This window comes from Tabrizicola sp. M-4 (assembly GCF_051132405.1).
Taxonomy (GTDB): Bacteria; Pseudomonadota; Alphaproteobacteria; order Rhodobacterales; family Rhodobacteraceae; genus Paragemmobacter.
The window spans coordinates 621,641-644,794 of sequence record NZ_CP128606.1 but is presented as its reverse complement, the minus strand read 5'-3'; the positions used below and the strand labels follow the sequence as shown (position 1 = coordinate 644,794).

General features: G+C 66.3%; 26 protein-coding genes. 22 read left to right on the top strand and 4 right to left on the bottom strand.

The features are described 5' to 3' along the window. The first annotated feature begins 189 nt into the window (after positions 1-189). From TabM4_RS03240 to TabM4_RS03230, 3 genes are all read left to right on the top strand, one after another. Positions 190-789 carry a DUF1285 domain-containing protein gene (locus TabM4_RS03240; RefSeq protein ID WP_434621909.1) on the top strand — a complete coding sequence of 200 codons (600 nt, stop codon included), beginning with the start codon at positions 190-192 and terminating at the stop codon, positions 787-789. Then, complete coding sequence (locus TabM4_RS03235) at positions 790-1,566, top strand: hydroxypyruvate isomerase family protein (protein WP_434618338.1); 777 nt, start codon at positions 790-792, stop codon at positions 1,564-1,566. An 80-nt stretch (positions 1,567-1,646) separates the two neighbouring features. Beyond that, positions 1,647-1,832 (top strand): zinc-finger domain-containing protein, encoded by a 186-nt coding sequence (locus TabM4_RS03230; RefSeq protein ID WP_434618335.1) that lies wholly within the window; start codon positions 1,647-1,649, stop codon positions 1,830-1,832. A gap of 15 nt (positions 1,833-1,847) precedes the next feature. On the opposite strand, the gene TabM4_RS03225 is transcribed toward TabM4_RS03230, so the two are convergent. From TabM4_RS03225 to cobU, 4 genes are all read right to left on the bottom strand, one after another. Then, on the bottom strand, positions 1,848-3,362 hold the full coding sequence (locus tag TabM4_RS03225) for a YifB family Mg chelatase-like AAA ATPase (protein WP_434618332.1): 1,515 nt from the start codon (positions 3,360-3,362) through the stop codon (positions 1,848-1,850). Between the two features lie 42 nt (positions 3,363-3,404). Beyond that, a complete protein-coding gene (locus TabM4_RS03220; RefSeq protein ID WP_434618329.1) occupies positions 3,405-4,277 on the bottom strand; it encodes a glutathione S-transferase in 873 nt (290 codons plus the stop codon). A 74-nt stretch (positions 4,278-4,351) separates the two neighbouring features. Continuing rightward, entirely contained in the window at positions 4,352-4,936 is a 585-nt protein-coding gene (locus tag TabM4_RS03215) for a histidine phosphatase family protein (protein ID WP_434618326.1), read from the bottom strand. Next, on the bottom strand, positions 4,927-5,475 hold the full coding sequence (gene cobU / locus TabM4_RS03210) for a bifunctional adenosylcobinamide kinase/adenosylcobinamide-phosphate guanylyltransferase (RefSeq protein WP_434618323.1): 549 nt from the start codon (positions 5,473-5,475) through the stop codon (positions 4,927-4,929). The genes TabM4_RS03215 and cobU overlap by 10 nt, the downstream gene beginning before the upstream one ends. 84 nt (positions 5,476-5,559) lie before the next feature. Between cobU and TabM4_RS03205 the strand changes: the two genes are divergently transcribed. The 19 genes from TabM4_RS03205 (at position 5,560) to TabM4_RS03115 (ending at position 23,153) form a co-directional block, all read left to right on the top strand. Further along, complete coding sequence (locus tag TabM4_RS03205; RefSeq protein ID WP_434618320.1) at positions 5,560-6,438, top strand: RNA polymerase factor sigma-32; 879 nt, start codon at positions 5,560-5,562, stop codon at positions 6,436-6,438. After that, a complete protein-coding gene (locus TabM4_RS03200) occupies positions 6,435-7,256 on the top strand; it encodes a ChaN family lipoprotein (RefSeq protein WP_434618317.1) in 822 nt (273 codons plus the stop codon). The genes TabM4_RS03205 and TabM4_RS03200 overlap by 4 nt, the downstream gene beginning before the upstream one ends. Before the next feature lie 87 nt (positions 7,257-7,343). After that, positions 7,344-8,540, top strand: a complete 1,197-nt coding sequence (coaBC, locus tag TabM4_RS03195) for a bifunctional phosphopantothenoylcysteine decarboxylase/phosphopantothenate--cysteine ligase CoaBC (RefSeq protein WP_434618314.1) — start codon at positions 7,344-7,346, stop codon at positions 8,538-8,540. A 64-nt stretch (positions 8,541-8,604) separates the two neighbouring features. Then, positions 8,605-9,069: a dUTP diphosphatase gene (gene dut / locus TabM4_RS03190; protein WP_434618311.1), complete on the top strand. Its 465-nt coding sequence runs from the start codon at positions 8,605-8,607 to the stop codon at positions 9,067-9,069. Continuing rightward, complete coding sequence (locus TabM4_RS03185; RefSeq protein ID WP_434618309.1) at positions 9,066-10,103, top strand: HesA/MoeB/ThiF family protein; 1,038 nt, start codon at positions 9,066-9,068, stop codon at positions 10,101-10,103. Before dut ends, TabM4_RS03185 begins: the two co-directional genes overlap by 4 nt. A 294-nt stretch (positions 10,104-10,397) precedes the next feature. After that, positions 10,398-11,192, top strand: a complete 795-nt coding sequence (locus tag TabM4_RS03180; protein WP_434618306.1) for a transporter substrate-binding domain-containing protein — start codon at positions 10,398-10,400, stop codon at positions 11,190-11,192. Between the two features lie 49 nt (positions 11,193-11,241). After that, positions 11,242-12,039, top strand: coding sequence for an amino acid ABC transporter permease (locus TabM4_RS03175; protein ID WP_434618304.1), 798 nt, complete (start codon positions 11,242-11,244; stop codon positions 12,037-12,039). A 162-nt stretch (positions 12,040-12,201) separates the two neighbouring features. Further along, entirely contained in the window at positions 12,202-14,220 is a 2,019-nt protein-coding gene (locus TabM4_RS03170; protein ID WP_434618301.1) for a M3 family metallopeptidase, read from the top strand. Continuing rightward, entirely contained in the window at positions 14,210-14,785 is a 576-nt protein-coding gene (locus tag TabM4_RS03165; protein WP_434618298.1) for an isochorismatase family protein, read from the top strand. The genes TabM4_RS03170 and TabM4_RS03165 overlap by 11 nt, the downstream gene beginning before the upstream one ends. A 56-nt stretch (positions 14,786-14,841) precedes the next feature. After that, the gene (locus TabM4_RS03160) at positions 14,842-15,708 is read left to right on the top strand and encodes a branched-chain amino acid aminotransferase (RefSeq protein ID WP_434618295.1); all 867 of its coding nucleotides are present in this window, start codon (positions 14,842-14,844) and stop codon (positions 15,706-15,708) included. Positions 15,709-15,872: 164 nt separating this feature from the next. Next, positions 15,873-16,328 carry a universal stress protein gene (locus TabM4_RS03155; protein ID WP_434618292.1) on the top strand — a complete coding sequence of 152 codons (456 nt, stop codon included), beginning with the start codon at positions 15,873-15,875 and terminating at the stop codon, positions 16,326-16,328. 84 nt (positions 16,329-16,412) lie between these two features. Continuing rightward, entirely contained in the window at positions 16,413-16,538 is a 126-nt protein-coding gene (locus TabM4_RS03150; protein ID WP_434618289.1) for a hypothetical protein, read from the top strand. Positions 16,539-16,627: 89 nt separating this feature from the next. Beyond that, entirely contained in the window at positions 16,628-17,188 is a 561-nt protein-coding gene (locus TabM4_RS03145) for a NifU family protein (RefSeq protein ID WP_434618286.1), read from the top strand. Beyond that, on the top strand, positions 17,178-17,825 hold the full coding sequence (gene tsaB, locus TabM4_RS03140; RefSeq protein ID WP_434618283.1) for a tRNA (adenosine(37)-N6)-threonylcarbamoyltransferase complex dimerization subunit type 1 TsaB: 648 nt from the start codon (positions 17,178-17,180) through the stop codon (positions 17,823-17,825). The genes TabM4_RS03145 and tsaB overlap by 11 nt, the downstream gene beginning before the upstream one ends. An 8-nt stretch (positions 17,826-17,833) precedes the next feature. After that, a complete protein-coding gene (locus TabM4_RS03135; protein ID WP_434618280.1) occupies positions 17,834-18,250 on the top strand; it encodes a GNAT family N-acetyltransferase in 417 nt (138 codons plus the stop codon). Positions 18,251-18,428: 178 nt separating this feature from the next. Beyond that, a complete protein-coding gene (locus TabM4_RS03130; RefSeq protein WP_434618277.1) occupies positions 18,429-19,424 on the top strand; it encodes a BMP family lipoprotein in 996 nt (331 codons plus the stop codon). Between the two features lie 110 nt (positions 19,425-19,534). Then, positions 19,535-21,079 carry an ABC transporter ATP-binding protein gene (locus TabM4_RS03125; RefSeq protein ID WP_434618274.1) on the top strand — a complete coding sequence of 515 codons (1,545 nt, stop codon included), beginning with the start codon at positions 19,535-19,537 and terminating at the stop codon, positions 21,077-21,079. Continuing rightward, positions 21,079-22,185, top strand: a complete 1,107-nt coding sequence (locus TabM4_RS03120) for an ABC transporter permease (protein WP_434618271.1) — start codon at positions 21,079-21,081, stop codon at positions 22,183-22,185. Before TabM4_RS03125 ends, TabM4_RS03120 begins: the two co-directional genes overlap by 1 nt. Then, complete coding sequence (locus TabM4_RS03115) at positions 22,185-23,153, top strand: ABC transporter permease (RefSeq protein ID WP_434618268.1); 969 nt, start codon at positions 22,185-22,187, stop codon at positions 23,151-23,153. The genes TabM4_RS03120 and TabM4_RS03115 overlap by 1 nt, the downstream gene beginning before the upstream one ends. Position 23,154: the final 1 nt, after the last annotated feature.

Genomic DNA, 23,154 nt, shown 5'->3' with positions numbered 1-23,154 from the left:
AAACTCTGTGACCCGGTCGCGGTGTTGCCGCCGGACTGCCCGTTGCATGGGCGAGCCATGTCGGAAATCAAAGGAGTGGCGATTTGGATATTGCGAAGCCATCAGGGCGTTTGCCATTGCCCCTGTGCGCTCTATCCTGCGGCGGGATGACGGGCGGCCCGTATGGATCGCATGGATGCGAGGGTGAATATGAAATCGAATGAGGCCAGCGAAACACGGGGCGGCCCGTCGGCCGATGGCCTTGCCTCGGCGGCACGCGCGGCAAGCGGAAACGGGCTGCCGCCCGTCCATCTTTGGAACCCGCCCTTCTGCGGGGACATCGACATGCGGATCGCGCGGGACGGCACGTGGTTCCACGAGGGAACGCCCATCGGACGGCCTGCCTTGGTGAAGCTGTTTTCCGGCATCCTGAAGAAGGAGGGGGACAGGTTCTTTCTGGTGACCCCGGTCGAGAAGGTGGGGATCGTCGTCGATGATGCGCCCTTCGTGGCCGTCGATTTCGACATCTCGGGCGAGGGTGACCGGCAATCGCTGATCTTCCGCACGCAGGTGGGGGACCTTGTTCCCTTGGACGAAGCGCATCCCCTGCGGGTGGTGCGCGACCCGGAGAGCGGCGAGCCGTCGCCCTACATCCATGTGCGTGCGGGGCTGGAAGCGTTGATCGACCGGAAGTCCTTCTACAGGCTGGTCGATCTTTGCGTTCATGCGACGGTCGCCGGAAAAGACTGGTTCGGCCTGTGGTCATCGGGCAGGTTCTTCCCGGTGATTCCCTCGGACGAGCTTCCCTGAATGCCCCTGTTTGCCGCGAATGTGACGATGCTCTTCACCGAGGTGCCGATGCTGGCGCGTCCAGACCTTGCCCGCGAGGCGGGGTTCGACGGGGTGGAGGTGCTGTTTCCCTATGACAATCCGGCGAAGGATTGGCAGGCCGCGCTGGCCGGGATGCCTGTTGCCCTGATCAACACGCATCCGGGCGACTGGGCCGCCGGGGAGCGGGGGTTTGCCGCCGTGCCGGGGATGGAAGGCGTGTTCCGCAGCGGCTTTCTGCGTGCGGCGGAGCTGGCCTCGCAGCTGGGCGCGGGGCGCGTGCATGTGATGGCGGGTGTCGCGCGGGGGCCGCAGGCGGAGGCCACCTATGTGGAGAACCTGTCATGGGCGGCCGGACAGGCCCCCGACCTGCAATTGACCGTAGAGCCGCTGAATCCCGACGACATGCCGGGATATTTTCTGAACGACTTCGATCAGGCAGCGCGGATCGTGGATGATCTGGCCCTGCCGAACCTTGGCATCCAGTTCGATCTTTGGCACGCGGCGCGGATTCACGGCAATGCGGATGACGTCTGGGCCCGGCACAAGGGGCGGGTGAACCACGTGCAGATCGCGGGTTTTCCGGGGCGGAACGAACCGGGCGGCGGCGGGTTCGATCTGACCGGGCTTTGCGCGGAACTCGACCGGACGGGATATTCCGGCTGGGTGTCTGCGGAATACATACCCGCCCGGGCAACGGTGCATGGCCTGATGTGGCTTTCGGCACTGAAAGGCCGCGCGCGGCTGATCGGGGCCTGAGCGGCGGCGCGGCATCCCACCCCCTTGCCCCCTGCGCGACAGGCGGTAGAATGCGCGCGCAGAAAAGCAGAGGTAGCCCCATGTCCTTCGACGCCCCCGAAACCGAAGTCGTCACCACGTGGAAAGTGGCCTGCGACGGGGGCGAAGGAGCGCTTGGCCATCCGCGTGTCTGGCTGACCATCCCACAGGATACGGGCTGGGTCGAGTGCGGCTATTGCGACAAGCGCTATGTGATCGACCGCGATCACGCCCATGACGACCACTGATCCCGGATCGACTGTTCACCCTTTCGGACCCATGACCAGCCGATAGCCGACGGCTTCGGCCACATGCGGCATACGGACCGTTTCGCTGGCGTCGAGATCGGCGATGGTGCGGGCGACGCGCAGGATACGGTGATAGCCGCGCGCCGTCAGGCCGAAGCGTTCGGCGGCGCGGGCAAGGAAGGCGCGGCCTTCCTCGTCGGGTGCGGCGACCTGTTCCAGCATCGCGCCTTCCAGATCGGCGTTGACGCGCATCTTGGGGTGACCCGCCAGGCGGGCCGTCTGCCGGTCGCGCGCGGCGGCGACGCGGGCGGCGACGGTGGCGGAACTGTCGCCGGAGGGGGGCAGGTCAAGATCCTGCCATGCCACGGGGGGGGCCTCCACCCGCAGATCGAAACGGTCCATCAGCGGGCCGGAGATGCGGCCAAGATACTCCTCGCCGCAGATCGGGGCCTTGGTGCAGGCGCGGGCCGGATCCGTGAGATAGCCGCAGCGGCAGGGATTGGCGGCGGCGATGAGCAGGAAACGGCAGGGATAGCGGACATGGGCATTGGCGCGGGCGACGACGACATCGCCCGTCTCGATGGGTTGGCGCAGGGTTTCCAGCACGGGGCGGGCGAATTCGGGGAATTCGTCGAGGAACAGAACGCCGTTATGCGCAAGACTGATCTCGCCGGGCTTGGCTCCCTTGCCGCCCCCGACGATGGCCGCCATCGAGGCCGTGTGATGGGGTTCGCGGAAGGGGCGCGCGCGTGAGATGCCCCCTTCGGAGATGAGTCCCGCCAGCGAATGCACCATGGAGGTTTCCAGCGCCTCTGCCGCCGAAAGCGGGGGCAGGATGCCCGGGAGGCGGGCGGCGAGCATCGATTTTCCCGATCCGGGCGTGCCGATCATCAGCATATGGTGGCGGCCTGCCGCCGCGATCTCCAGCGCGCGTTTGGCGCGTTCCTGCCCCTTGACCTCGCGCAGGTCGCGGCGGGCGGGGTCGCCCGTGACCTCACCCGCCTCAGCAGGGGTCAGGACGGATTGGCCGGTGTAGTGGCGGATCACCTCGTCCAGCGATCCCGCGGCAAGGACCTGCACCGCGCCGACCCATGCCGCCTCGGGGCCGGAGGCGCGGGGGCAGAGGAGGGCGCGATCTTCCTCGGCTGCGGCCATGGCGGCGGGAAGGGCACCCGCCACGGGGATCAGGCGACCGTCGAGAGAGAGTTCGCCAAGGGCCACAGTCGCCTCGACCGCGTCCTTGGGGATGATGTCCAGCGCGGCAAGGAGGGCGAGGGCGATGGGCAGATCGAAATGGGAGCCTTCCTTGGGCAGATCGGCAGGAGAGAGGTTCATGATGATCCGCCGCGAGGGCAGCGCGATGGACATGGCGGAAAGCGCGGCGCGGACCCGTTCGCGCGCCTCGGAGACCGCCTTGTCAGGCAATCCGACGATGCCGAAATAGGGCATGCCGGGGGCGACGGCGCATTGCACCTCGACCATCCGCGCCTCGATCCCTTCGAAGGCCACCGTGTAGGACCGCGCCAGCATGCCACCCCTGCCCTTTCGGATCAGGGGTAGCGCGGGAATGGTTTACGAATGGTAAAGGGCCATGAACGCGGGCCATGCCTCGGGATCGGCCACGGTCTTGTCGCGGCAGAATGCGTTGCAGAACCCGAAGCGCCGACCGTCCAGTTCGAGGACATGCGTCACCGGCGTGCCGGAATAGGGACAGAGCGCGTTCTCCGCCCCTGCCCCGTCAACCGCGCGGGCCGGGAGTGGTTTTGGCCCCGGCCAGTCGCGACGCGGATAATCGCGGCGATAGAATTCCTGATCCGCTCCATCGACAAGGCCCATGGCACGCCAGCGCCGGAAGGACGGGTGCGCGAGATGGGCCTGCACATAGTCCATCGCCTGCGGGCCGACGGGAAGGTTGTACGTGGCGATGCGGGTGGCGACGGGGGCGAAGAAGGCATCGGCAGCCGAATACTCCCCGCAGAGCCATGGCCCCGCGCCGCCGGTTTCGCGGCGCGCCCATGCCCAGATCACCTCCAACCGGGCGAGATCGGCCAGCACCTCGGCAGGGGGGGCGCAATCGGAGTAGGAGACGCGCAGGTTCATCGGGCAATGGCTGCGCAGGGCTGTGAAGCCTGCATGCATCTCGGCCGCCAGAACGCGGGCGATGGCGCGGGCCTTCGGATCGGCGGGCCAGAGCCCGGCCTCCGGGTGGCGGGAGGCCAGTTCCTCGGCGATGGCGATGGTTTCGGGGACGACGACACCGTCGGGCGTGCGCATGGTGGGGGCGGTCTTGCCGGGGAAGAACTGTTGCAAAAGTGTCGGCAATTCGTCGGTGTACAGCCGTGCGCGATGAAGTTTCACCGGAATTCCGAAGGCGTCGAAGAAAAGCCAGCCCCGCAGGCTCCATGAGGAATAGGCGCGGTCACCGATCACGAGGTCGTAGGTCATTAAAATCCCCTTCTTTCGCCTCACCCTAGCCGGAGCAGGGGATCATTTGAAACGCTGTTTCCTGATGTGCCCCATCACGGGCAGTGATTGATGGTCACGACATGCCACCCTTCCGGCCCCAGATCGATACGGGTGACGGAGAGGTTCTCGATCCTGTGGCCAAGAACCTTAACGCCGCTGCAGCCCAGCGCGCGCTGGAGTTGCGTGAGGATCGCGCCGAAATGGGCGACGAGGATAAGGTCGCGTCCCGCGTGGGCGTGGATAAGCGCATCGGTGGCGGCGGAAATGCGGGCTGACGCCTCGTTCCAGCTTTCGCCGCCCGGTGGGCGGTGGTCGCCGGGATCGTCCCAATAGGCAAAGGAAAGCTCGGGGTGGCTGCGGGCGACATCGTCCCATGTGCGGCCATCCCATTCACCGAAATGCAATTCGCGCAGGCCGGGGTGGTGTGGAAGCCGCTGACGGCCATGGGCCAAGACATCCGCCGTAGCGGCGGCGCGGCTCAGGTCGGAGGAGACCAGCACCGCCTCGCGCGGAAGATGGGCGTCCAGTCGGGCAAGGGCCGCCGTGTCGGACAGGTCGGCGGGCACGTCGCGCCAACCGACCATGGCCTTTTCATGCGTGGGCCCATGCCGTACCCACCACAGCCGCGTCACATCCATGCGGGCATCCGCCCCTTTAGGACCATGGGCAGCCCTGCCATGACCCCGACGACAAGGCCCGCCTCGGCGGCGATGCGTTGGTTCAGACGGCCCTGCGCATCGCGGAAGGCGCGGGCCAGCGCGTTTTCGGGCACGATGCCCCAGCCCACCTCGTTCGAGACCACGACGACGGGGGCGGCACAGGCGGCAAGCGCGGCGATCAGGCCCTCGCCTTCGGCCTCCAGATCGTGGTCGGCCAGAAGATGGTTGGTCAGCCAGAGGGTCGCGCAATCGACCAGCACAACCTCGCCCGCCCTTGCCTCGGCCAGAGCGGTGGCAAGGTCGAGCGGGGCCTCCACCGTGATCCAGCCCGCGCCACGGTCGGCGCGGTGGCGGGCGATGCGGTCGCGCATTTCGTCATCCCATGCTTCGGCGGTGGCGATGTAGCGCCGCATAAGGCCGGTGCCGGAGACGAGACGTTCGGCAAGCCGTGACTTTCCAGAGCGCGCGCCGCCAATCACGAGGCTGAGATGGGGAAGCAAGAAAATTTCGTCCGGCATTGATCCAGTTTCACATCAGCCCCGTAAAATTCACAAATCGGTAAGAAATGAAGGCCGATACGCGTTATCTGACTGGGGGTTTCGATGGCACTCGACGGATATACCGACCAAACCATGTCTCGCCAAGCGATGCGGGCGGAACTTCTGGACGCAGAGACGGAATTGCGTCTGGCCTATGCGTGGCGCGATCGGCGGGATGAACAGGCGCTGCATCGTCTTGTGACCGCCTATATGCGTCTTGCCATCAGCATGGCCGCGAAATTCCGCCGTTATGGCGCGCCGATGAACGATCTGATTCAGGAAGCGAGCCTTGGCCTGATGAAGGCCGCCGACAAGTTCGATCCGGATCGCGGGGTGCGCTTTTCGACCTATGCCGTGTGGTGGATCAAGGCGTCGATACAGGACTATGTGATGCGCAACTGGTCGATGGTGCGGACCGGGTCGACCAGCAGCCAGAAGGCGCTGTTCTTCAACCTGCGCCGTGTGCAGGCGAAGTTGGAACGCGAGGCGGCCTCGCGCGGCGAAACGCTGGATCAGTTCCAGCTGCGGCAGTTGGTCGCCACCGAGGTCGGCGTGCCGCTGGCGGATGTCGAGATGATGGAGGGGCGGCTGTCGGGTTCCGACTTCTCGCTTAACGCGACGCAGTCGTCGGATGAGGACGGGCGCGAGTGGATCGACGCGCTGGAGGATGAAGGCCCGCAGGCGGCCGAGGCCGTGGAAGGCGCGCATGACGCCGAACGGCTGCGGAACTGGCTGGTCAAGGCGATGCAGTCGCTCAATGCACGCGAACGTTACATCGTGGCGGAACGCAAGCTGAAGGACGAGCCGCGCACCCTTGAATCGCTGGGCGAAGAGCTTGGTCTTTCGAAAGAGCGGGTGCGGCAGTTGGAGGCCGCTGCCTTCACCAAGATGCGCCGCAGCCTTGAAGCGCAGTCGCGCGAGGTTTACGCTCTGCTTTCATGAGGTGGACCGCGATATCCCTGCTGCTGACCCTGTCCTTTGGCGGGGTAGCATCAGCGCGCGAGATCGGGCCCGAGGCTTTTGAACGTCTGCCGGATGTGGACGTGGTCTTTCTGGGCGAAATCCACGACAACCCCTACCACCATGTGAACCAGGCGCGTGCCGTAAGGGCCATCGCACCGGCCGCACTCGTTTTCGAGATGCTGGGGGCGGGGGATGTGGATGCGCTTCCCGAGGACCGCAGCGATGCCGCGGCCATGGCTGCAGCGACCCGATGGGAAGACCGCGGCTGGCCCGATTTCAGCATGTATCACCCGATCTTCACCGCCGCGCCCGAGGCGCGAATCTATGCGGGCGACCCCGGCACGGCGGATGTGCGCCGCGCGCTGCGCGAGGGGGCGGCGGCCGTCTTCGGGGCGGGGGCCGAGCGCTTTGGCCTGACCGAACCGCTGGCGGGGGAAGATCAGGCACGGCGCGAGGCGGGTTTGCAGGCGGCCCATTGCGACGCCCTGCCGACCGCCGCGCTGGCAGGGATGGTGGAGGCACAGCGTCTGCGCGATGCATCGCTGGCCGATGCCGCGCTGCGTGCGCTGGAAGATACGGGCGGGCCGGTGGTGGTGATCACAGGCGTGGAACACGCGCGCACCGATATCGGCGCGCCTGCCCTGCTGCGTCTGGCAAAGCCGGATGTGACGGTGCTTTCCATTGCGCAACTGGAAGCCATCCCGACGGGCCGCCCGCCGCATCACCTTTGGGTGCTGACGGAAGGCGTGCCAGAGCGCGGCGACCCCTGCGCCGTTTTCGAACAACAGGGCGGATGAGGCCGCGCCCCATGCGATCAAGCGGGAAAGGTTGAGTTCCGGCCAGCCGCCCCCTACACCTGTGGGCGGGGCCATTGGAGCATCGCCATGCTGACCGGCAAGCGTATCCTTCTGATCATCGGTGGCGGGATTGCCGCCTACAAGGCATTGGAACTGATCCGGCTTTTGCGGAGGGACGGCGCGGCGGTCACGCCGGTTCTGACGAAGGCCGGGGCGGAGTTCGTGACGCCTCTGTCCGTTTCGGCGCTGGCGGGGGAGAAGGTTTACACCGATCTCTTCGACCTGACGGACGAGGCGGAGATGGGGCATATCCAGTTGAGCCGCGTGGCGGACCTGCTGGTGGTGGCCCCGGCGACGGCGGACCTGATGGCCAAGATGGCGCAGGGGCGGGCAGATGATCTGGCATCGACCCTGCTTCTGGCGACGGACACGCCGGTGCTGGTGGCGCCCGCGATGAATGTGCGGATGTGGGACCATCCGGCGACGCAGCGGAACCTTGCAGTGCTGCGCGGCGACGGGGTGCGGTTCGTCGGGCCGGACGAGGGCGAGATGGCCTGCGGCGAGTATGGGCCGGGGCGGTTGGCGGAGCCTGTGGCGATCCTTGGGGCGATTTCCGCGGCGCTTGCGGCGGGGCCTTTGGCAGGGAAGCATGTGGTGGTGACCTCGGGGCCGACGCATGAGCCGATTGACCCTGTGCGCTACATCGCGAACAGGTCGAGCGGAGCGCAGGGGACGGCCATCGCGGCGGCGCTGCGCGATCTGGGGGCGCGGGTGACTTTCGTGACGGGGCCTGCGGCCGTGCCTGCGCCTGCGGGCGTGCAGGTGGTGCGGGTGGAGACTGCGCGGCAGATGCTGGAGGCGGTGGAGGCGGCGCTGCCGGCCGATGCGGCGGTGATGGCGGCGGCGGTGGCGGATTGGCGGGTGGCCAATGAATCTGCGAGCAAGATCAAGAAGGTGGCCGGGGCGGGTGCGCCCGCGCTGGAGTTTGCCGAAAACCCGGACATCCTGAAGGCCGTGTCGCAGTCGCTGGACCGACGTCCGCGTCTGGTGGTGGGTTTTGCCGCCGAGACGGATGACGTGCTGGCCCATGCGCAGGCCAAGCGGGCGCGGAAGGGATGTGATTGGATCGTGGCCAATGACGTGTCGCCGGGGACGGGGATCATGGGCGGGGCGGAGAATGCGGTGACGTTGCTCACGGCGGCCGGGGTGGAGGAATGGCCGCGCCTGCCGAAGGACGAGGTGGCGCGGCGACTGGCGCGGAAGATCGCGGAGGCACTGGGATGAGCGGAACCCTGCGAAGAGTATTCCGCCATTCTCCGAAGGATTTCCTAGTCTTGGGGGTTTGGCGGTGACGGTCCTGAAGTTGCTTTGGGAGGATTGGGCGGATCGTGGCCTTGGCCTGCCCGCCTATGAGACGCCGGGATCGGCAGGGGCGGATATCCGGGCGAACCTGATGCCGGAGGATCGCGAGAGCGGGTTCACCTTGGACCCGATGCATCGGGCGGTGGTGCCGACGGGGCTGCGGGTGGAGATCCCGGTGGGGTTCGAGATGCAGATAAGGCCACGGTCCGGGTTGGCCTTGAAGCACGGGATCACGCTGCCCAACACGCCGGGAACAATCGACAGCGATTATCGCGGGCCTTTGGGCGTGGCGCTGATCAATCTGGGGCCGGAGCCCTATACGATCCGGCATGGCGACCGTATCGCGCAGATGATCGTGGCACCTGTGATTCAGGTGCAGTTTCAGGTGGTTGACGTGCTGTCGGATACCGCGCGGGGTGTGGGCGGGTTCGGTTCGACGGGGAAACGATGATCCTTGTCCTGTCCCTTGCGGCGACCCTGTGGGGGGTTGGCGTCGTGATGAAGGCCCCGGTGCGGCTGCGGCTGGGGATGATCCTTGTGCTGTGGCTGGGCGTGGTGGGGCTGCATCTTGCGCTGCCGGAGGGGCATCCGCTGCGGCTGGCGACAGGCGGGGAGGCGCGGGTCTGGCTGGCCTTCGGCGTGGTGGCGGCGCTGATCCTTGGCTATCGCGCGCTGGTGGGGCGGTTGCGGGCGAAGGCTGCGCCGCAGGAGGCTGCCACGCCGTCGGGTGCGTTCCGTCCGGCGGAGCTTGACCGCTATGCCCGACATATCATCCTGCGCGAGATCGGTGGGCCGGGACAGAGGAAGCTGAAGGATTCCAAGGTCTTGGTTATCGGGGCGGGGGGGCTTGGGTCGCCCGCGCTGATGTATCTGGCGGGTGCGGGGGTGGGCACTCTGGGCTTTGTCGATGACGATGTGGTGGACGGGTCCAACCTGCAGCGGCAGATCATCCATGCGGATGCGCGGATCGGGATGCCGAAGGTGTTTTCGGCGGAGGTGGCGTTGCAGGGTCTCAACCCGTTCATCGAGTTGCGGCCTTACAAGCGACGACTGGACGAGGCGACGGCGCGGGCGCTGTTTGCGGACTATGACCTGATCCTTGACGGGACGGACAATTTCGACACGCGCTACATGGTGAACCGGGTGGCGGCGGAATTGGGCAAGCCGTTGATTTCGGCGGCGATTACCCAATGGGAGGGGCAGGTTTCGCTGTTCCATCCGGCAGGCGGCGCGCCCTGCTATGAATGCGTGTTCCCGGTGCGGCCCGCGCCGGGGATGGTGCCGACCTGTGCCGAGGCGGGGGTTGCGGCACCGCTGCCGGGGGTGATCGGATCGATCATGGCGATGGAGGCGGTGAAGCATGTCACGGGGGCGGGGGAGACGCTGAAGGGCCGCCTGATGATACATGACGCGCTTTTTGCCGAGACGCGGGTGATCGGGGTGAAGCGGCGGGGGGATTGCCCCGTTTGCGGGGCAAGTGCCTGAGAACGCTGCGTTTACGGGGCGATTGGGGCGAAAATGACTGTACCGGAACCTGTGCCGAGTTTTGTGCCGCAAACTGTCAGCACGCAGCGAACGGTGGGGTGGAATTTACCTTAACCCGAATCGGGGGAATGAGCGCCTTGCGTTTGGGGTCCGGTCGGGGTGCTTTGGGCCGGGGGGGAGGTCCCGGGTCAGGCCCGGGACGGGGTTGGAAAAGAGAAGCCCGCTCTCTGGACAGGCGGCGGGGCGCGCACCATAGTCTGCTGCGACATTCATGAACCCACGGGAGACCTTTCGATGAAGCTGACCGCGCTTGCCTCTGGCCTGTCGCTTGCCCTTGGCCTGACCGCCACCGCCGCCTTTGCGCAAGACCTGCCGGACCTTGGCGGGAAGGAGATCGTTGTGGTGACGGAGAATGCCTATCCGCCGCTGCAATTCCTCGACAAGGATGGCAAGGCGATCGGCTGGGAATATGACGCGATGGCAGAAATCGCGAAGCGGCTGAATGCGACGGTGAAATACGAGAACATCTCGTGGGATGCGATGATCCCCGCCGTTTCGGAGGGGCAGTTCGACCTTGGCATGACCGGGATCACGATCAAGGACGAGCGCAAGGAGGCGGTCGATTTCTCGGACCCCTACATGCGGTCCGAGATGCTGATGATCGTGCGCGGGGATGAGGAGCGGTTCACGGATGCGGCGTCCTTTGCCGCCAATCCCGACCTGCTGGTCTCGGCGCAGCCGGGGACGTCGCCCTTTTATGCGGCGGTCTACAACATCCTTGACGGCAACGAGGAGAACCCGCGCGTCATCAAGTTCGAGACTTTCGGTGCGGGTCTGGAGGCGTTGAAGGCGGGCGACGTGGACCTGACGCTGTCGGATTCCACGGCGGCGAATGGCTATGTGGCGGCGTCGAACGGCGGGCTGAAGATCATCGGCGAACCGCTGGCGACCGAGGATTTCGGGTTCATCTTCCCCAAGGGATCGGAGCTTGTGGCACCGATCAATGCGGCGATTGCCTCGATGAAGGCGGATGGCACGCTGGATGCGCTGAACACCAAGTGGTTCCTTGAATACAAGATGGGCGAATGAGCCTTTTTGCCGTTGAAAGGGAGGCCCCGGTGAGTCCGGGGCCTTTCGCATGACGCCGAGCGCGCAGCCGGAGAAGGATTTTCCGTGGTGGCTGGTCCTTGTCGTGGGGATCGGCCTTTGGCTGTTTTACGAGGTTCTGGCGAATGCGGATTATGCGCGGGTGCTGGACACGCTGTCGAAGGGCATCGTCATCACGGTGATGGTGTCGGTGGTGGCCTATGCCGGGGCCTGCCTTCTGGGGCTGGCGCTGGCGGTGGGGTGCCTGTCGCGGTTCCTGATCCTGCGGCAGTTGTGCCGGTTCTATATCGAGGTGATGCGGGGCATCCCGATCATCGTGCTGCTTCTGTATGTGGCTTTCGTCCTTGCGCCCCTTGTGGTGGCGGGATGGAATGCGGTGGCGGAGCCATTGGGTCTGGGCGAGATCCGGACGCGGGATTTCCCGCTGTTGTGGCGGGCGGTGTTGGCCTTGGTTCTGGCCTATGCGGCCTTTCTGGCGGAGATCTTCCGCGCGGGGTTGCAGGCGGTGGATCGCGGGCAGATCGAGGCGGCGCAGGCTTTGGGCCTGAACGGGTGGCAGAGGTTCCGGCATATCGTCTTTCCGCAGGCGTTTCGCATGATCCTGCCGCCGCTTGGCAATGATTTCGTGGCGATGGTGAAGGATTCGTCGCTGGTTTCGGTGCTGGGCGTGGGGGATGTGGCGCAATTGGCGAAGGTCACGGCTGCGGGGAATTTCAAGTATTTCGAGACCTATAACGTGGCGGCACTGATCTATCTGACGATGACGATCGGGCTGAGCCTTCTGATGCGGCGGCTGGAGAAGCGGTTGAAGGCGCGGGAGGAGCGGTAGCGGATGCCCCCTCTCCCCACCCTCTCCCCCAAGTGGGTAGAGGGGCTTCGCGTCGGGCGTGGTGCGGGGTGGAGAGGGCGCAGTGGGTATTTGGGCCGAGACGAAGGGGTGGACCTTTGGGCAGGGGGTGCCTAGCTTCGTTCGGCAAAGGAGACCCGTGACATGACCAATCCGCTGCTTGCCCCCTGGACCGCGCCTTTCGGACTGCCGCCTTTTGCCGAGATCAGGGATGCGGATTTCGGGCCAGCTTTTGACGCGGGGCTTGCAGAGGCGCGGGCGGCGATTGCAGGGATCGCGGAGCAGGCGGAGGCGCCGACTTACGCCAATACCATCGCGGCGCTGGAACTGGCCGAGGGGATCTTGGACCGGGTTTCGGGGGTGTTCTACAACCTCGCCGGGGCCGACAGCACCGAGGCGCGGGAGGCGTTGATGCGGGAGCTGGCGCCGAAGATGTCGGCCTTCGCGTCGGAGATCACCAACAACAAGCGGCTGTTCGCGCGGATCGAGGCGCTTTGGGCGGCGCGGGACGGGTTGGGGCTGGAGGCTGAGCAGATGCGGGTGCTGACGCTGTATCGGCGGATGTTCGTGCGGTCGGGGGCGGAGTTGGAAGGGGAGGCTGCCGAGCGGTTGACTGCGGTCAAGGCGCGGTTGGCGGTGCTGGGGACGCAGTTCGGGCAGAACCTGCTGGCGGATGAGCGCGAGTGGTTCATGGTGCTGGCCGAGGAGGATCTGGAGGGGCTGCCGGGCTTCGTAGTCGATGCGGCGCGGGCGGCTGGGCGCGAGCGGGGACAGAACGGACCCGTGGTGACGCTGAGCCGGTCGTTGATCGTGCCGTTCCTGCAGTTTTCCCCTCGGCGTGAATTGCGGCGGGTGGCCTACGAGGCTTGGGTCGCGCGCGGGGCCAATGGCGGGGCGACGGATAACCGCGGCGTCGCGGCGGAGATATTGGCCCTGCGGGAGGAGCGGGCGAAGCTGCTGGGCTACGGGAGTTTTGCCGCGTTCAAGTTGGAGCCGGAGATGGCGAAGACGCCGGATGCGGTGCGCGATCTGCTGATGCGGGTCTGGGAGCCTGCGAAGCGCAAGGCTTTGGCGGATGCGGGCGTTCTGGAGGGGATGCTGCGGGCGGATGGGATCGCGGGGCCGCTGGAGCCTTGGGATTGGCGGTATTATTCCGAGAAGCGGCGCATGGCGGAGCATGACTTGGACGAGGCGGCGTTGAAGCCGTATCTGGGTCTGGAGGCGATGCTGGGGGCGATGTTCGGCTGTGCCTCGCGTCTGTTCGGGCTGGAGTTCCGCGAGATTGCGGGGCCGTTCTATCACCCGGACGTGCGGGGGTGGGAGGTGACGCGGGGCGGCAAGCATGTGGCGGTGTTCCTTGGCGACTATTTCGCGCGGTCGTCAAAGCGGTCGGGGGCCTGGTGTTCGGCCATGCGGTCGCAGCGGAAGCTGGGCGGGGAGCAGCGGCCCATCGTGGTGAACGTGTGCAACTTCGCCAAGGGGGAGCCTGCGCTGCTGTCCTGGGACGATGCGCGGACGCTGTTCCACGAATTCGGGCATGCGCTGCACCAGATGCTGTCGGATGTGACGCATGGGTTCATCTCGGGGACGTCCGTGGCGCGGGACTTCGTGGAATTGCCGAGCCAGCTTTACGAGCATTGGCTGGAGGTTCCGGCGGTGCTGGAGGAGTACGCGCGGCACTGGGAGACGGGGGAGCCGATGCCTGCGGAGATGCGGGAGCGGCTGCTGGCGGCGGGGACTTACGATCAGGGGTTCGCGACAGTGGAGTTCGTGGCCTCCGCGCTGGTCGATCTGGCCTTCCATGAGGGGGCGGCGCCGAGTGATCCGATGGTGATGCAGGCGGAGGTGCTGGAGCGGATCGGGATGCCGCAGGCGATAAGGATGCGGCATGCGACGCCGCATTTCGCGCATGTGTTTTCGGGGGACGGGTATTCGTCGGGGTATTATTCCTACATGTGGTCGGAAGTGATGGATGCCGATGCCTTCGCGGCCTTCGAGGAGGCGGGGGATCCCTTCGATCCCGCAACGGCGGCGCTGTTGGAGAAGCATATCCTGTCGGCGGGCGGGTCGGAGGAGGCGGAGGTTCTCTATACCCGTTTCCGGGGGCGGATGCCGGGTGTGGAGGCGCTGCTGAAGGGGCGGGGATTGCTGGATGCGGCCTGAGGGCGGGGCGAAGGCGGCGCTGCTGATCATCGACATGCAGCGCGAGATGCAGCGCCGGATCGATGCGGGGCGGGACTGCGTGAACCCGGAGGCGGGGGCGCGGATCGCGGCTCTGGCGGGGGCGTTCCGGGAGGCGGGGATGCCCGTGGTCCATGTGCGCCATGCGGCGGCCGATCCGGGGGCTGCGCTGCATCCTGACGCGCCGGGCTATCCGCCGATGCGCTGCGCCGAGGCCGTGGCGGGGGAGGCGGTGTTCCTGAAGGCGGGATCGTCGGGTTTTGCCGGGACGGGGCTGGAGGCGCATCTGCGGGCCGAGGGGATCGGGGCGCTGGTCGTCGTCGGGGCGGTCGCGGGGTTCTGCGTGAACACGACGGTGCGGGCCGGATCGGACCTTGGCTTTGCGATGACGGTGGTGCGGGACGGGGTGATCGGCTTCGACCTGGCCGAGGCGGGGCTTTCGGCGGCGACCATCTTCGACGTCACCATGGCGCATCTGGCGGCGGATTTCGCGGTGGTGGCCGATGCGGCGGAGGTCGCGGCGTCGCTGGGGCTGGTGGGAGTTTGATGGCTGGTATCCGGCGCGGCGGGGTGGTTTAGTCGCGCCACGCAACGGAGGCAGGCATGACGTTCGGGACCAATATCCGCACATGGTGGCAGGGGCGCTGGCACGAGGGTGATGTCGCGGTGATGAAGGCCGCGGATCACGGGATATGGCAGGGGTCCTCGGTCTTTGACGGGGCGCGGATGTTCGACGGGCTGGTGCCCGATCTGGCGAAGCATTGCGCGCGGGTGAATGAGAGCGCGCGGGCCTTGATGATCACGCCGACCATGGATGCGGGCGAGATGGAGGCCGTGATCCGCGAGGGGCTGCGCGCCTATCCGCGCGGCGCGGCGGTCTATGTGCGGCCGATGTACTGGGCGATCGACGGGTCCGATCTGGGGATCGCGCCGAAGGCGGATTCGACGGGGTTCGCGATCTCGCTGGAGCAGGTGGCGATGCCTCCGGCGGAGTTCCAGACGACGGTGACGCGGACGCGGTTCCGGCGGCCCGTGCTGGAGGATGCGGTCTGCAATGCGAAGGCGGGGTGCCTGTATCCCAACAACGCGCGGATGCTGGTGGAGGCGAAGGCCAAGGGGTTCGGAAACGCGCTGGTCGCGGATGCGATGGGCAATCTGGCCGAGAGTGCGACGGCGAATGTGTTTCTGGTCAAGGACGGGGCGCTGTTCACGCCGATCCCGAACGGGACGTTTCTGGCCGGGATCACGCGGGCGCGGCATATTGTGAATGCGCGGGCGGCGGGGATCGAGGTGGTGGAGACGGTGCTGACCTTCAAGGATGCCCATGCTGCGGATGAGGTCTTCCTGTCGGGGAATTTCGCGAAGGTCACGTCGGTCAGGGCCTTTGACGGGACGGAGTATCGGTCGCGCGCGATGACGGAGCGGATGCGAGGGCTGTACATGGATTGGGCGTCGTCGCAGCCGGTGTAAGGGCGAAATCTGACGCAGATTTCGCGGCGGAAATTGACGCAATTTCCGCTGTGCAACGGTCGGGGACCGGAATTTGCGTCAAATTCCGGCGCGGTTTTTGCGTCAAAAACCGCTGTTGCGCGGGCGCGGCGGGGTCGGCATGATCCGCCGAACGGGAGATGAAGATGCGGAAGTTTCTTGTCGTTCTGGACGACACGCGCGAATGCCTGAACGCGATGCGCTTTGCCGCGCTGCGCGCGGCACATACCGGGGGCGGGGTCACGATCCTGTCGATCATCCCGCCGGAGGAATACCAGCACTGGATGGGCGTGGCCGACCTGATGCGGGCCGAGGCACGCGAGCGTATCGAGGCGCATTTCGAGGTTTTTGCCAAATGGATGCGCGACAGGCAGGGGATCAACCCGGAACTGGTGATCCGCGAGGGCGATCCGGTGGCGGAGATCCTCGCGCAGGTGAAGGAGGACCCGGAGATCGGGATTCTGGTCCTTGGCGCGGGGACTGAGAAATCCGGGCCGGGACCCTTGGTCACGCAGATGAGCCGGAATTCGGGCAACCTGCCCATTCCCATCACCATCGTGCCCGGCGACATGTCGAAGGAACGCCTGGAGAGCATCACCTGATGCTGCACTGCGGCGAGAATCGGTGACAGGCGGGGTATGGCGTGGCAGTCTGACGGGAGGGAGGACTGACAGGGGAGCAGGATCATGCACCGCCGACGTCCCTTTTCCATCGCCCTGCCCGCGCCCTTGCGCCTGCTGATGCGCCGCGCGGCAGACCCTTTGCGCTGCCGCGCCGCCCTGTCGCAGATGTTCGCCTATTGGGATCCGTGACGGTTTAGAACGGTTCCAAACTTGACAGCGCGCAGGCGAGGGCGCATATCCGAGGGGAATTGTCGGACAAGCCCCCCGGAGGTGGCGAAATGTTCATCCAGACCGAATCCACGCCGAATCCCGCGACGTTGAAGTTCCTGCCGGGGCAGACCGTGCTGGAACTGGGCACGGCGGATTTCCCGAATGCCGAGGCGGCGGGCAAGTCGCCGCTGGCCAAGCGCATCTTTGCCACGGGTGGGGTGTCGGGCGTGTTCTTCGGGACGGATTTCGTGACGGTGACCAAGGCCGAGGGCGTGGAGTGGGACCACATCAAGCCCGCGATCCTTGGCGCGATCATGGAGCATTACCAATCCGGCGCGGCGGTGATCGAGGGTGAGGGCGCGGCGGGCGGCCATCGCGAACATACCGGCGAGGATGGCGATATCGTGCGGCAGATCAAGGAACTCTTGGATACCCGCGTGCGGCCTGCCGTGGCGCAGGATGGCGGCGACATCACCTTCCATGGCTTCGACCGGGGCGTGGTTTACCTGCACATGCAGGGGGCCTGCGCGGGCTGCCCGTCCTCGACCCTGACGCTGAAGATGGGGATCGAGAACCTGCTGCGGCATTACATCCCCGAAGTGCTGGAGGTCCGGCCCGTTGCGGCCTGAACCCTGCATCCTTGCCTTCGACACATCGGCCGCGCATTGCGCGGCCGCTTTGCTGTCGGGCGGGCGGGTGGTGGCGGAGGCGTGGGAACCGATGGAGAAGGGGCAGGCGGAACGGCTGCTGCCGCTCTGCGAAGAGGTGATGGCGCGGGCGGAGATGGGCTGGGCCGATCTGGATGCCTTGGCCGTTGGCACGGGGCCGGGGAATTTCACCGGCGTGCGGATCGCGGTGGCGGCGGCGCGGGGGCTTGCGCTGTCGCTGGGGGTGCCGGTCATCGGGGTGACACGGCTGGAGGCGCTGGCCGAGGGGTTGGGGCGGCCTTTGACCGTGGTCGAGGATGCGCGGCGGGGCGAGGTCTATGTGCAGGAATTCGCCCCCGACGCGGGCGAGGCGCGGCTGAGCGAGGTGGCCTCGCTTGGCGTGGAGGGTTGCCCGCCGGATGTCGTGGGTTCGGCGGCGGAGGCGGCCGTGGCCGTGACGGGCGGGCGGGTGCTGGTGCAGCCCCTGCCCCTGACCCATGCCATGGCACTGATCGCGGCACGACGGTTCGGCAATCCGCAGCCCCGCCCTGCCCCGTTCTATCTGCGCGGCCCGGATGCCGCGCCGCCATCCGATCCGCCCCCCGTGATCCTGCCCTGAGGCGGACGATGACCCCTGCCGCCCTTGCCGCGCTGCATGCCCGCTGCTTTACCGCCCCGCCGCCATGGGGAGAGGCGGCCTTTGCCGCCTTCCTGAACGATCCGCTGGCCTTCCTGTTGACCGAAGGTGATGCGGGGTTCTTGCTGGGGCGTGCCGTGGCGGGGGAGGCGGAGTTGCTGACGCTGGCCGTGGCACCCGAATCGCGGCGGCTTGGGCTGGGGCGGAAACTGGTGGCGCGGTTCCTGTATCAGGCGCGTCTGCGGGGGGCAGAGACGGCCTTTCTGGAGGTGGCGGCGGAGAATGCGGGGGCGCAAGCCCTTTACCTTGCGTCAGGTTTTGCCGAATCCGGGCGGCGGAAGGACTATTACGCGCGTCCCGATGGCAGCCGGATGGCCGCGATCATGATGCAGCGCGCGATCCTGTAGGGGCTGGCGCAGGGTTGCCCGATGAAATCTTGATCAACAGGTCAAATCGCGGGCGCTCTGCTCACAATGAGGTGTTGACCCTCTTGGCCGAATCCGCCCTAAATTGGCGCCAAGCGTGACCGGCCCCCCAAGGCCGGACACGACCGAGACGACCCATAACGACAACCGGGAGACCAGTATGACCCTTATGAAGCAATTCCTCGGCGCGGCGGCCACGCTTGCGCTGACCGCTGGCGTTGCCGCCGCGGAACCCGCGATCATCTTCGACCTTGGCGGCAAGTTCGACAAATCCTTCAACGAAGCCGCCTTCAACGGGGCAGAGCGCTGGGCCAAGGAAACCGGCGGCACCTACAAGGAACTGGAGATGCAGGACGAGGCCCAGCGCGAACAGGCGCTGCGCCGTCTGGCGGAAGCCGGGTCCAACCCCGTCGTGATGACGGGCTTCGCCTTCGGCGATGCGCTGTCCAAGGTCGCGGCGGATTTCCCGGATACCAAATTCGCGATCATCGACATGGTCGTGGATGCGCCGAACGTGAAGTCGGTCGTGTTCAACGAACATGAAGGGTCCTATCTCGTCGGCATGATGGCGGGTCTGGCCTCCAAGACCGGGACCGTGGGCTTCATCGGCGGCATGGACATCCCGCTGATCCGCAAGTTCGGCTGCGGCTATGCGCAGGGCGTGAAGGCGGTGAACCCGGATGCGACCGTGGTCCTGAACATGACCGGGACCACTCCGGCGGCATGGAACGACCCGGTGAAGGGCGCGGAACTGGCCAAGGGCCAGAAGGCGCAGGGCGCGGATGTGATCTACGCGGCCGCTGGCGGCACCGGCGTGGGCGTCCTTCAGGCGGCGGCCGACGAAGGCATCCTGTCGATCGGCGTGGACAGCAACCAGAACTACCTGCATCCCGGCTCGGTCCTGACCTCGATGCTCAAGCGCGTGGACAACGCGGTGTATGAGGCCTTCAAGGAAGGCGAAGCCCTGACCCCCGGCATCAATGTCATGGGTCTGGCGAATGACGGCGTCGGCTATGCGATGGACGAGAACAACGCATCGCTGGTGACCGCCGAGATGCAGGCGACGGTGGATGCCGCCGCAGCGAAGATCAAGTCGGGCGAGTTGGTCGTGCATGACTACATGTCCGACAACACCTGCCCCGCGGCGACCTTCTGATCGCCTGACGGTCATGTGAAAGACATGCCGCGCCAAGTGATTGGCGCGGCATATTTGATAGGTCTTGGCCGACCCCGCGATAAGACGGGTGACGGAACAGGGGGAACCAAATGGCTGATGCGCGTTACGCCATCGAACTGAAGGGCATATCCAAGGCCTTCGGTCCGGTGCAAGCCAACAAGGACATCCATATCGCCGTGCCGAAGGGCACGATCCACGGGATCATCGGCGAGAACGGCGCGGGGAAATCCACGCTGATGTCGATCCTTTACGGGTTCTATCGCGCCGATAGCGGCGAGATCTTCATCAATGGCAAACCCACCGCCATCCCCGACAGCCAGAGCGCCATCCGCGCCGGGATCGGGATGGTTTTCCAGCATTTCAAGCTGGTGCAGAATTTCACCGTGCTGGAGAACGTGGTTCTGGGCGCGGAAGAAGGGGCGATGCTGGCCGGGTCGCTGGCCAAGGCGCGGAAGGTGCTGACCGAACTTTCGCGGGAATACGAATTGGACGTGGACCCCGATGCGGTGATCGAGGACCTGTCGGTCGGCCACCAGCAGCGGGTGGAAATCCTGAAGGCGCTGTATCGGCAGGCGGATATCCTGATCCTTGACGAACCGACGGGCGTGCTGACCCCTGCCGAGGCGGACCACCTGTTCCGCATCCTGAAAGGGCTGCGGGATCAGGGGAAGACGATCATCCTGATCACCCACAAGCTGCGCGAGATCATGGAGACGACCGACAATGTCAGCGTGATGCGGCGCGGCACGATGGTGGGCACGGTGAAGACCGCCGAAAGCAGCCCCGAGGAACTGGCCGAACTGATGGTGGGGCGGAAGGTCCTGCTGGAGGTGGAGAAGAAGCCCGCCCTGCTGGGCAAGACAGTGCTGAAGGTGGAGGACCTGCGCGTCGTGGACGAACACGGGGTGGAGCGTCTGAAGGGCGTGAGCTTTGAAATCCGCGCGGGCGAAATTCTGGGCATTGCCGGGGTGGCCGGGAACGGACAGTCGGAATTGCTGGAGGCCCTGGGCGGGATCGCCAAGGCCACCGGCAAGGTGGTGCTGAACGGGGTGGACCTGCCGCTGGCGGGTAAGGGGGCCGATGGGCGGTCGCGCCGCGCGGCGGGCATCGCCCATGTGCCGGAGGACCGGCAGGCGCTGGGCCTGATCATGGATTTTGCAGCGTGGGAGAATGTGGCCTTCGGCTATCACGACGCGCCGGAATATCAGAAGAACGCGCTTTTCATGGATAATGACGCGCTGCGGGCGGATACGGAGCGGAAGATGGCGACCTTCGACGTGCGCCCGCCGATCCCGACGCTGGCGGCGAAGAACTTTTCCGGCGGGAACCAGCAGAAGATCGTGGTCGCGCGCGAGATCGAGCGGAACCCCGACCTGCTGCTGGTGGGCCAGCCCACGCGGGGGGTGGATATCGGAGCGATCGAGTTCATCCACAAGCAGATCGTGGCCCTGCGCGATCAGGGCAAGGCGATCCTTCTGGTGAGCGTTGAACTGGACGAGATCCGCAGCCTTTCGGACCGCATCGCGGTGATGTTCGACGGCAGGATCATGGGCTTCCGCGACCCGGAGACGACGGATGAGCGGGAACTGGGCCTGTTGATGGCCGGGATGACCGGGAAAGGGGAGGCCGCCTGATGGAACGTTTGCCGCGCTGGGCCGATGTGGCCCTTGTTCCGCTGATCTCGCTTTTGCTGGCTGCGTTTATCGCTGCCCTCGTCATCCTTGCCATCGGGCAGGACCCTTGGGAAGCGCTGACCGTGATGGTGCAGGGTTCGGTGATGAATGCCTATGGCTGGGGCTATACGCTTTACTATGCCACGAGCTTCATCTTCACCGGGCTGGCCGTGACCGTGGCCTTCCATGCCAGCCTGTTCAATATCGGCGGCGAGGGGCAGGCGCAGCTTGGCGGCCTTGGCGTGGCGCTGTGCTGCCTGTTCCTGCCATGGCCGCATTGGACGCTGGCGCTGATCGGGGCCACCTTCGCGGGCGCGCTGTTCGGGGCGGCTTGGGCCGCGATCCCGGCCTATCTGCAGGCGAAGCGGGGCAGCCACATCGTCATCACGACGATCATGTTCAACTATATCGCCGCGGCCTTCCTGATCTTTATGCTGGTGGATGTGCTGCGCCCGGCGGGGCAGATGGACCCCGCCACGGCAAATTTCCCGGAAGCCACGCATCTGCCGACGCTGAACGAGTTGCCGGGGCTGAACCTGATCTTCACGAGCGGGGTGCCCGCCAACGTGACGCTCTTCATCGCGCTGGCGATGGCGGTGGTGGTCTGGGCGCTGCTGTGGCGGACGCGGCTGGGCTATGCGATCCGGGCCTTTGGCAAATCGGAACCGGCGGCGCGCTATGCGGGGATTTCGCCTTTCACCATCATCATGGTGGCGATGCTGATTTCCGGCGGGCTGGCGGGGATGATGGCCGTCAACAACGTGATGGGTGAGGCAGAGCGCCTGCTGGGCAATTCGGCATCGGGCGCGGGGTTCATCGGGATTGCGGTGGCGCTGATGGGGCGGAACCATCCGGTGGGCGTGGTGCTGGCGGCGCTGCTGTTCGGGTTCCTGTTCCAAGGCGGGGCGGAGCTTGGCCTGTGGACCAAGATCCCGATCGAGATGCGGACGGTCGTGCAAGGGCTGGTGATCCTGTTCACCGGGGCCTTGGACATGATGGTGCGGATGCTGCTGACATGGGTGTTCAACCTGTTCCGGGCGGGCAAGATGGCGAAGGGGGCCGCGTGATGGATTACGCAACGCTTCTGCAGATCCTCGATTCCACCATCCGTCTGGCGACGCCGCTGCTATTCGCCTGTCTGGCGGGGCTTTACTCGGAACGGGCGGGCATCTTCGACATCGGGCTGGAAGGCAAGATGCTGATGGCGGCGATGGCCTCGGCCTCGGTCGCGTTCCTGACGGGGTCGGTCTGGGCGGGGCTGTTTGCCGGGATGCTGGCCTCGCTGATGCTGGCGGGGATACACGGGGTGGCGTCGATCACCTTCAGGGGGAACCAGTTGATTTCGGGGGTGGCGCTGAACTTCGTGGCGTCGGGGATCACGGTCTTGATCGCGCAGCGCCTGTTTGCCCAAGGCGGGCGGACGCCGCCGCTGGAGGGGGATGCGCGGTTCGGGCCGATCACCCTGCCCTTTGCGGAGACGCTGAAGGATGTTCCGGTCATCGGGCCGCTGTATCACGAGGTGATCTCGGGTCATCCGCTGCTGGTCTATGTGGCGGTGTTGACGGTGCCGCTGACGTGGTGGGTGCTGTATCGCACGCGGTTCGGCCTGCGGCTGCGGGCCGTGGGGGAAAACCCGGCGGCGGTGGATACGGCGGGGATTTCGGTCGTGGGCCTGCGCTTTGCCGCCGTGGCGATCACGGGCATCCTGTGCGGGCTGGCCGGGGCCTATATGGCGACCGCGCTGCAGGCGGGGTTCGGGCGCGAGATGACGGCGGGGCGGGGCTATATCGCGCTGGCCGCGCTGATCTTTGCCAAGTGGCGCCCCGTCGCGGCGCTGTGGGCCTGCCTGCTGTTCGGGTTCTTCCAGGCGCTGGCGCTGCGGCCGGATGTGGTGCAGGCGGTGGTGCAGGTGAAGATCCCGGTACCCTTCCTCGACGCGCTTCCCTATGTGCTGACGGTGCTGGTTCTGGCCGGGTTCGTGGGCAAGGCCATTCCGCCGCGCGCGGGCGGCGAGCCCTATGTGAAGGAGCGGTAGG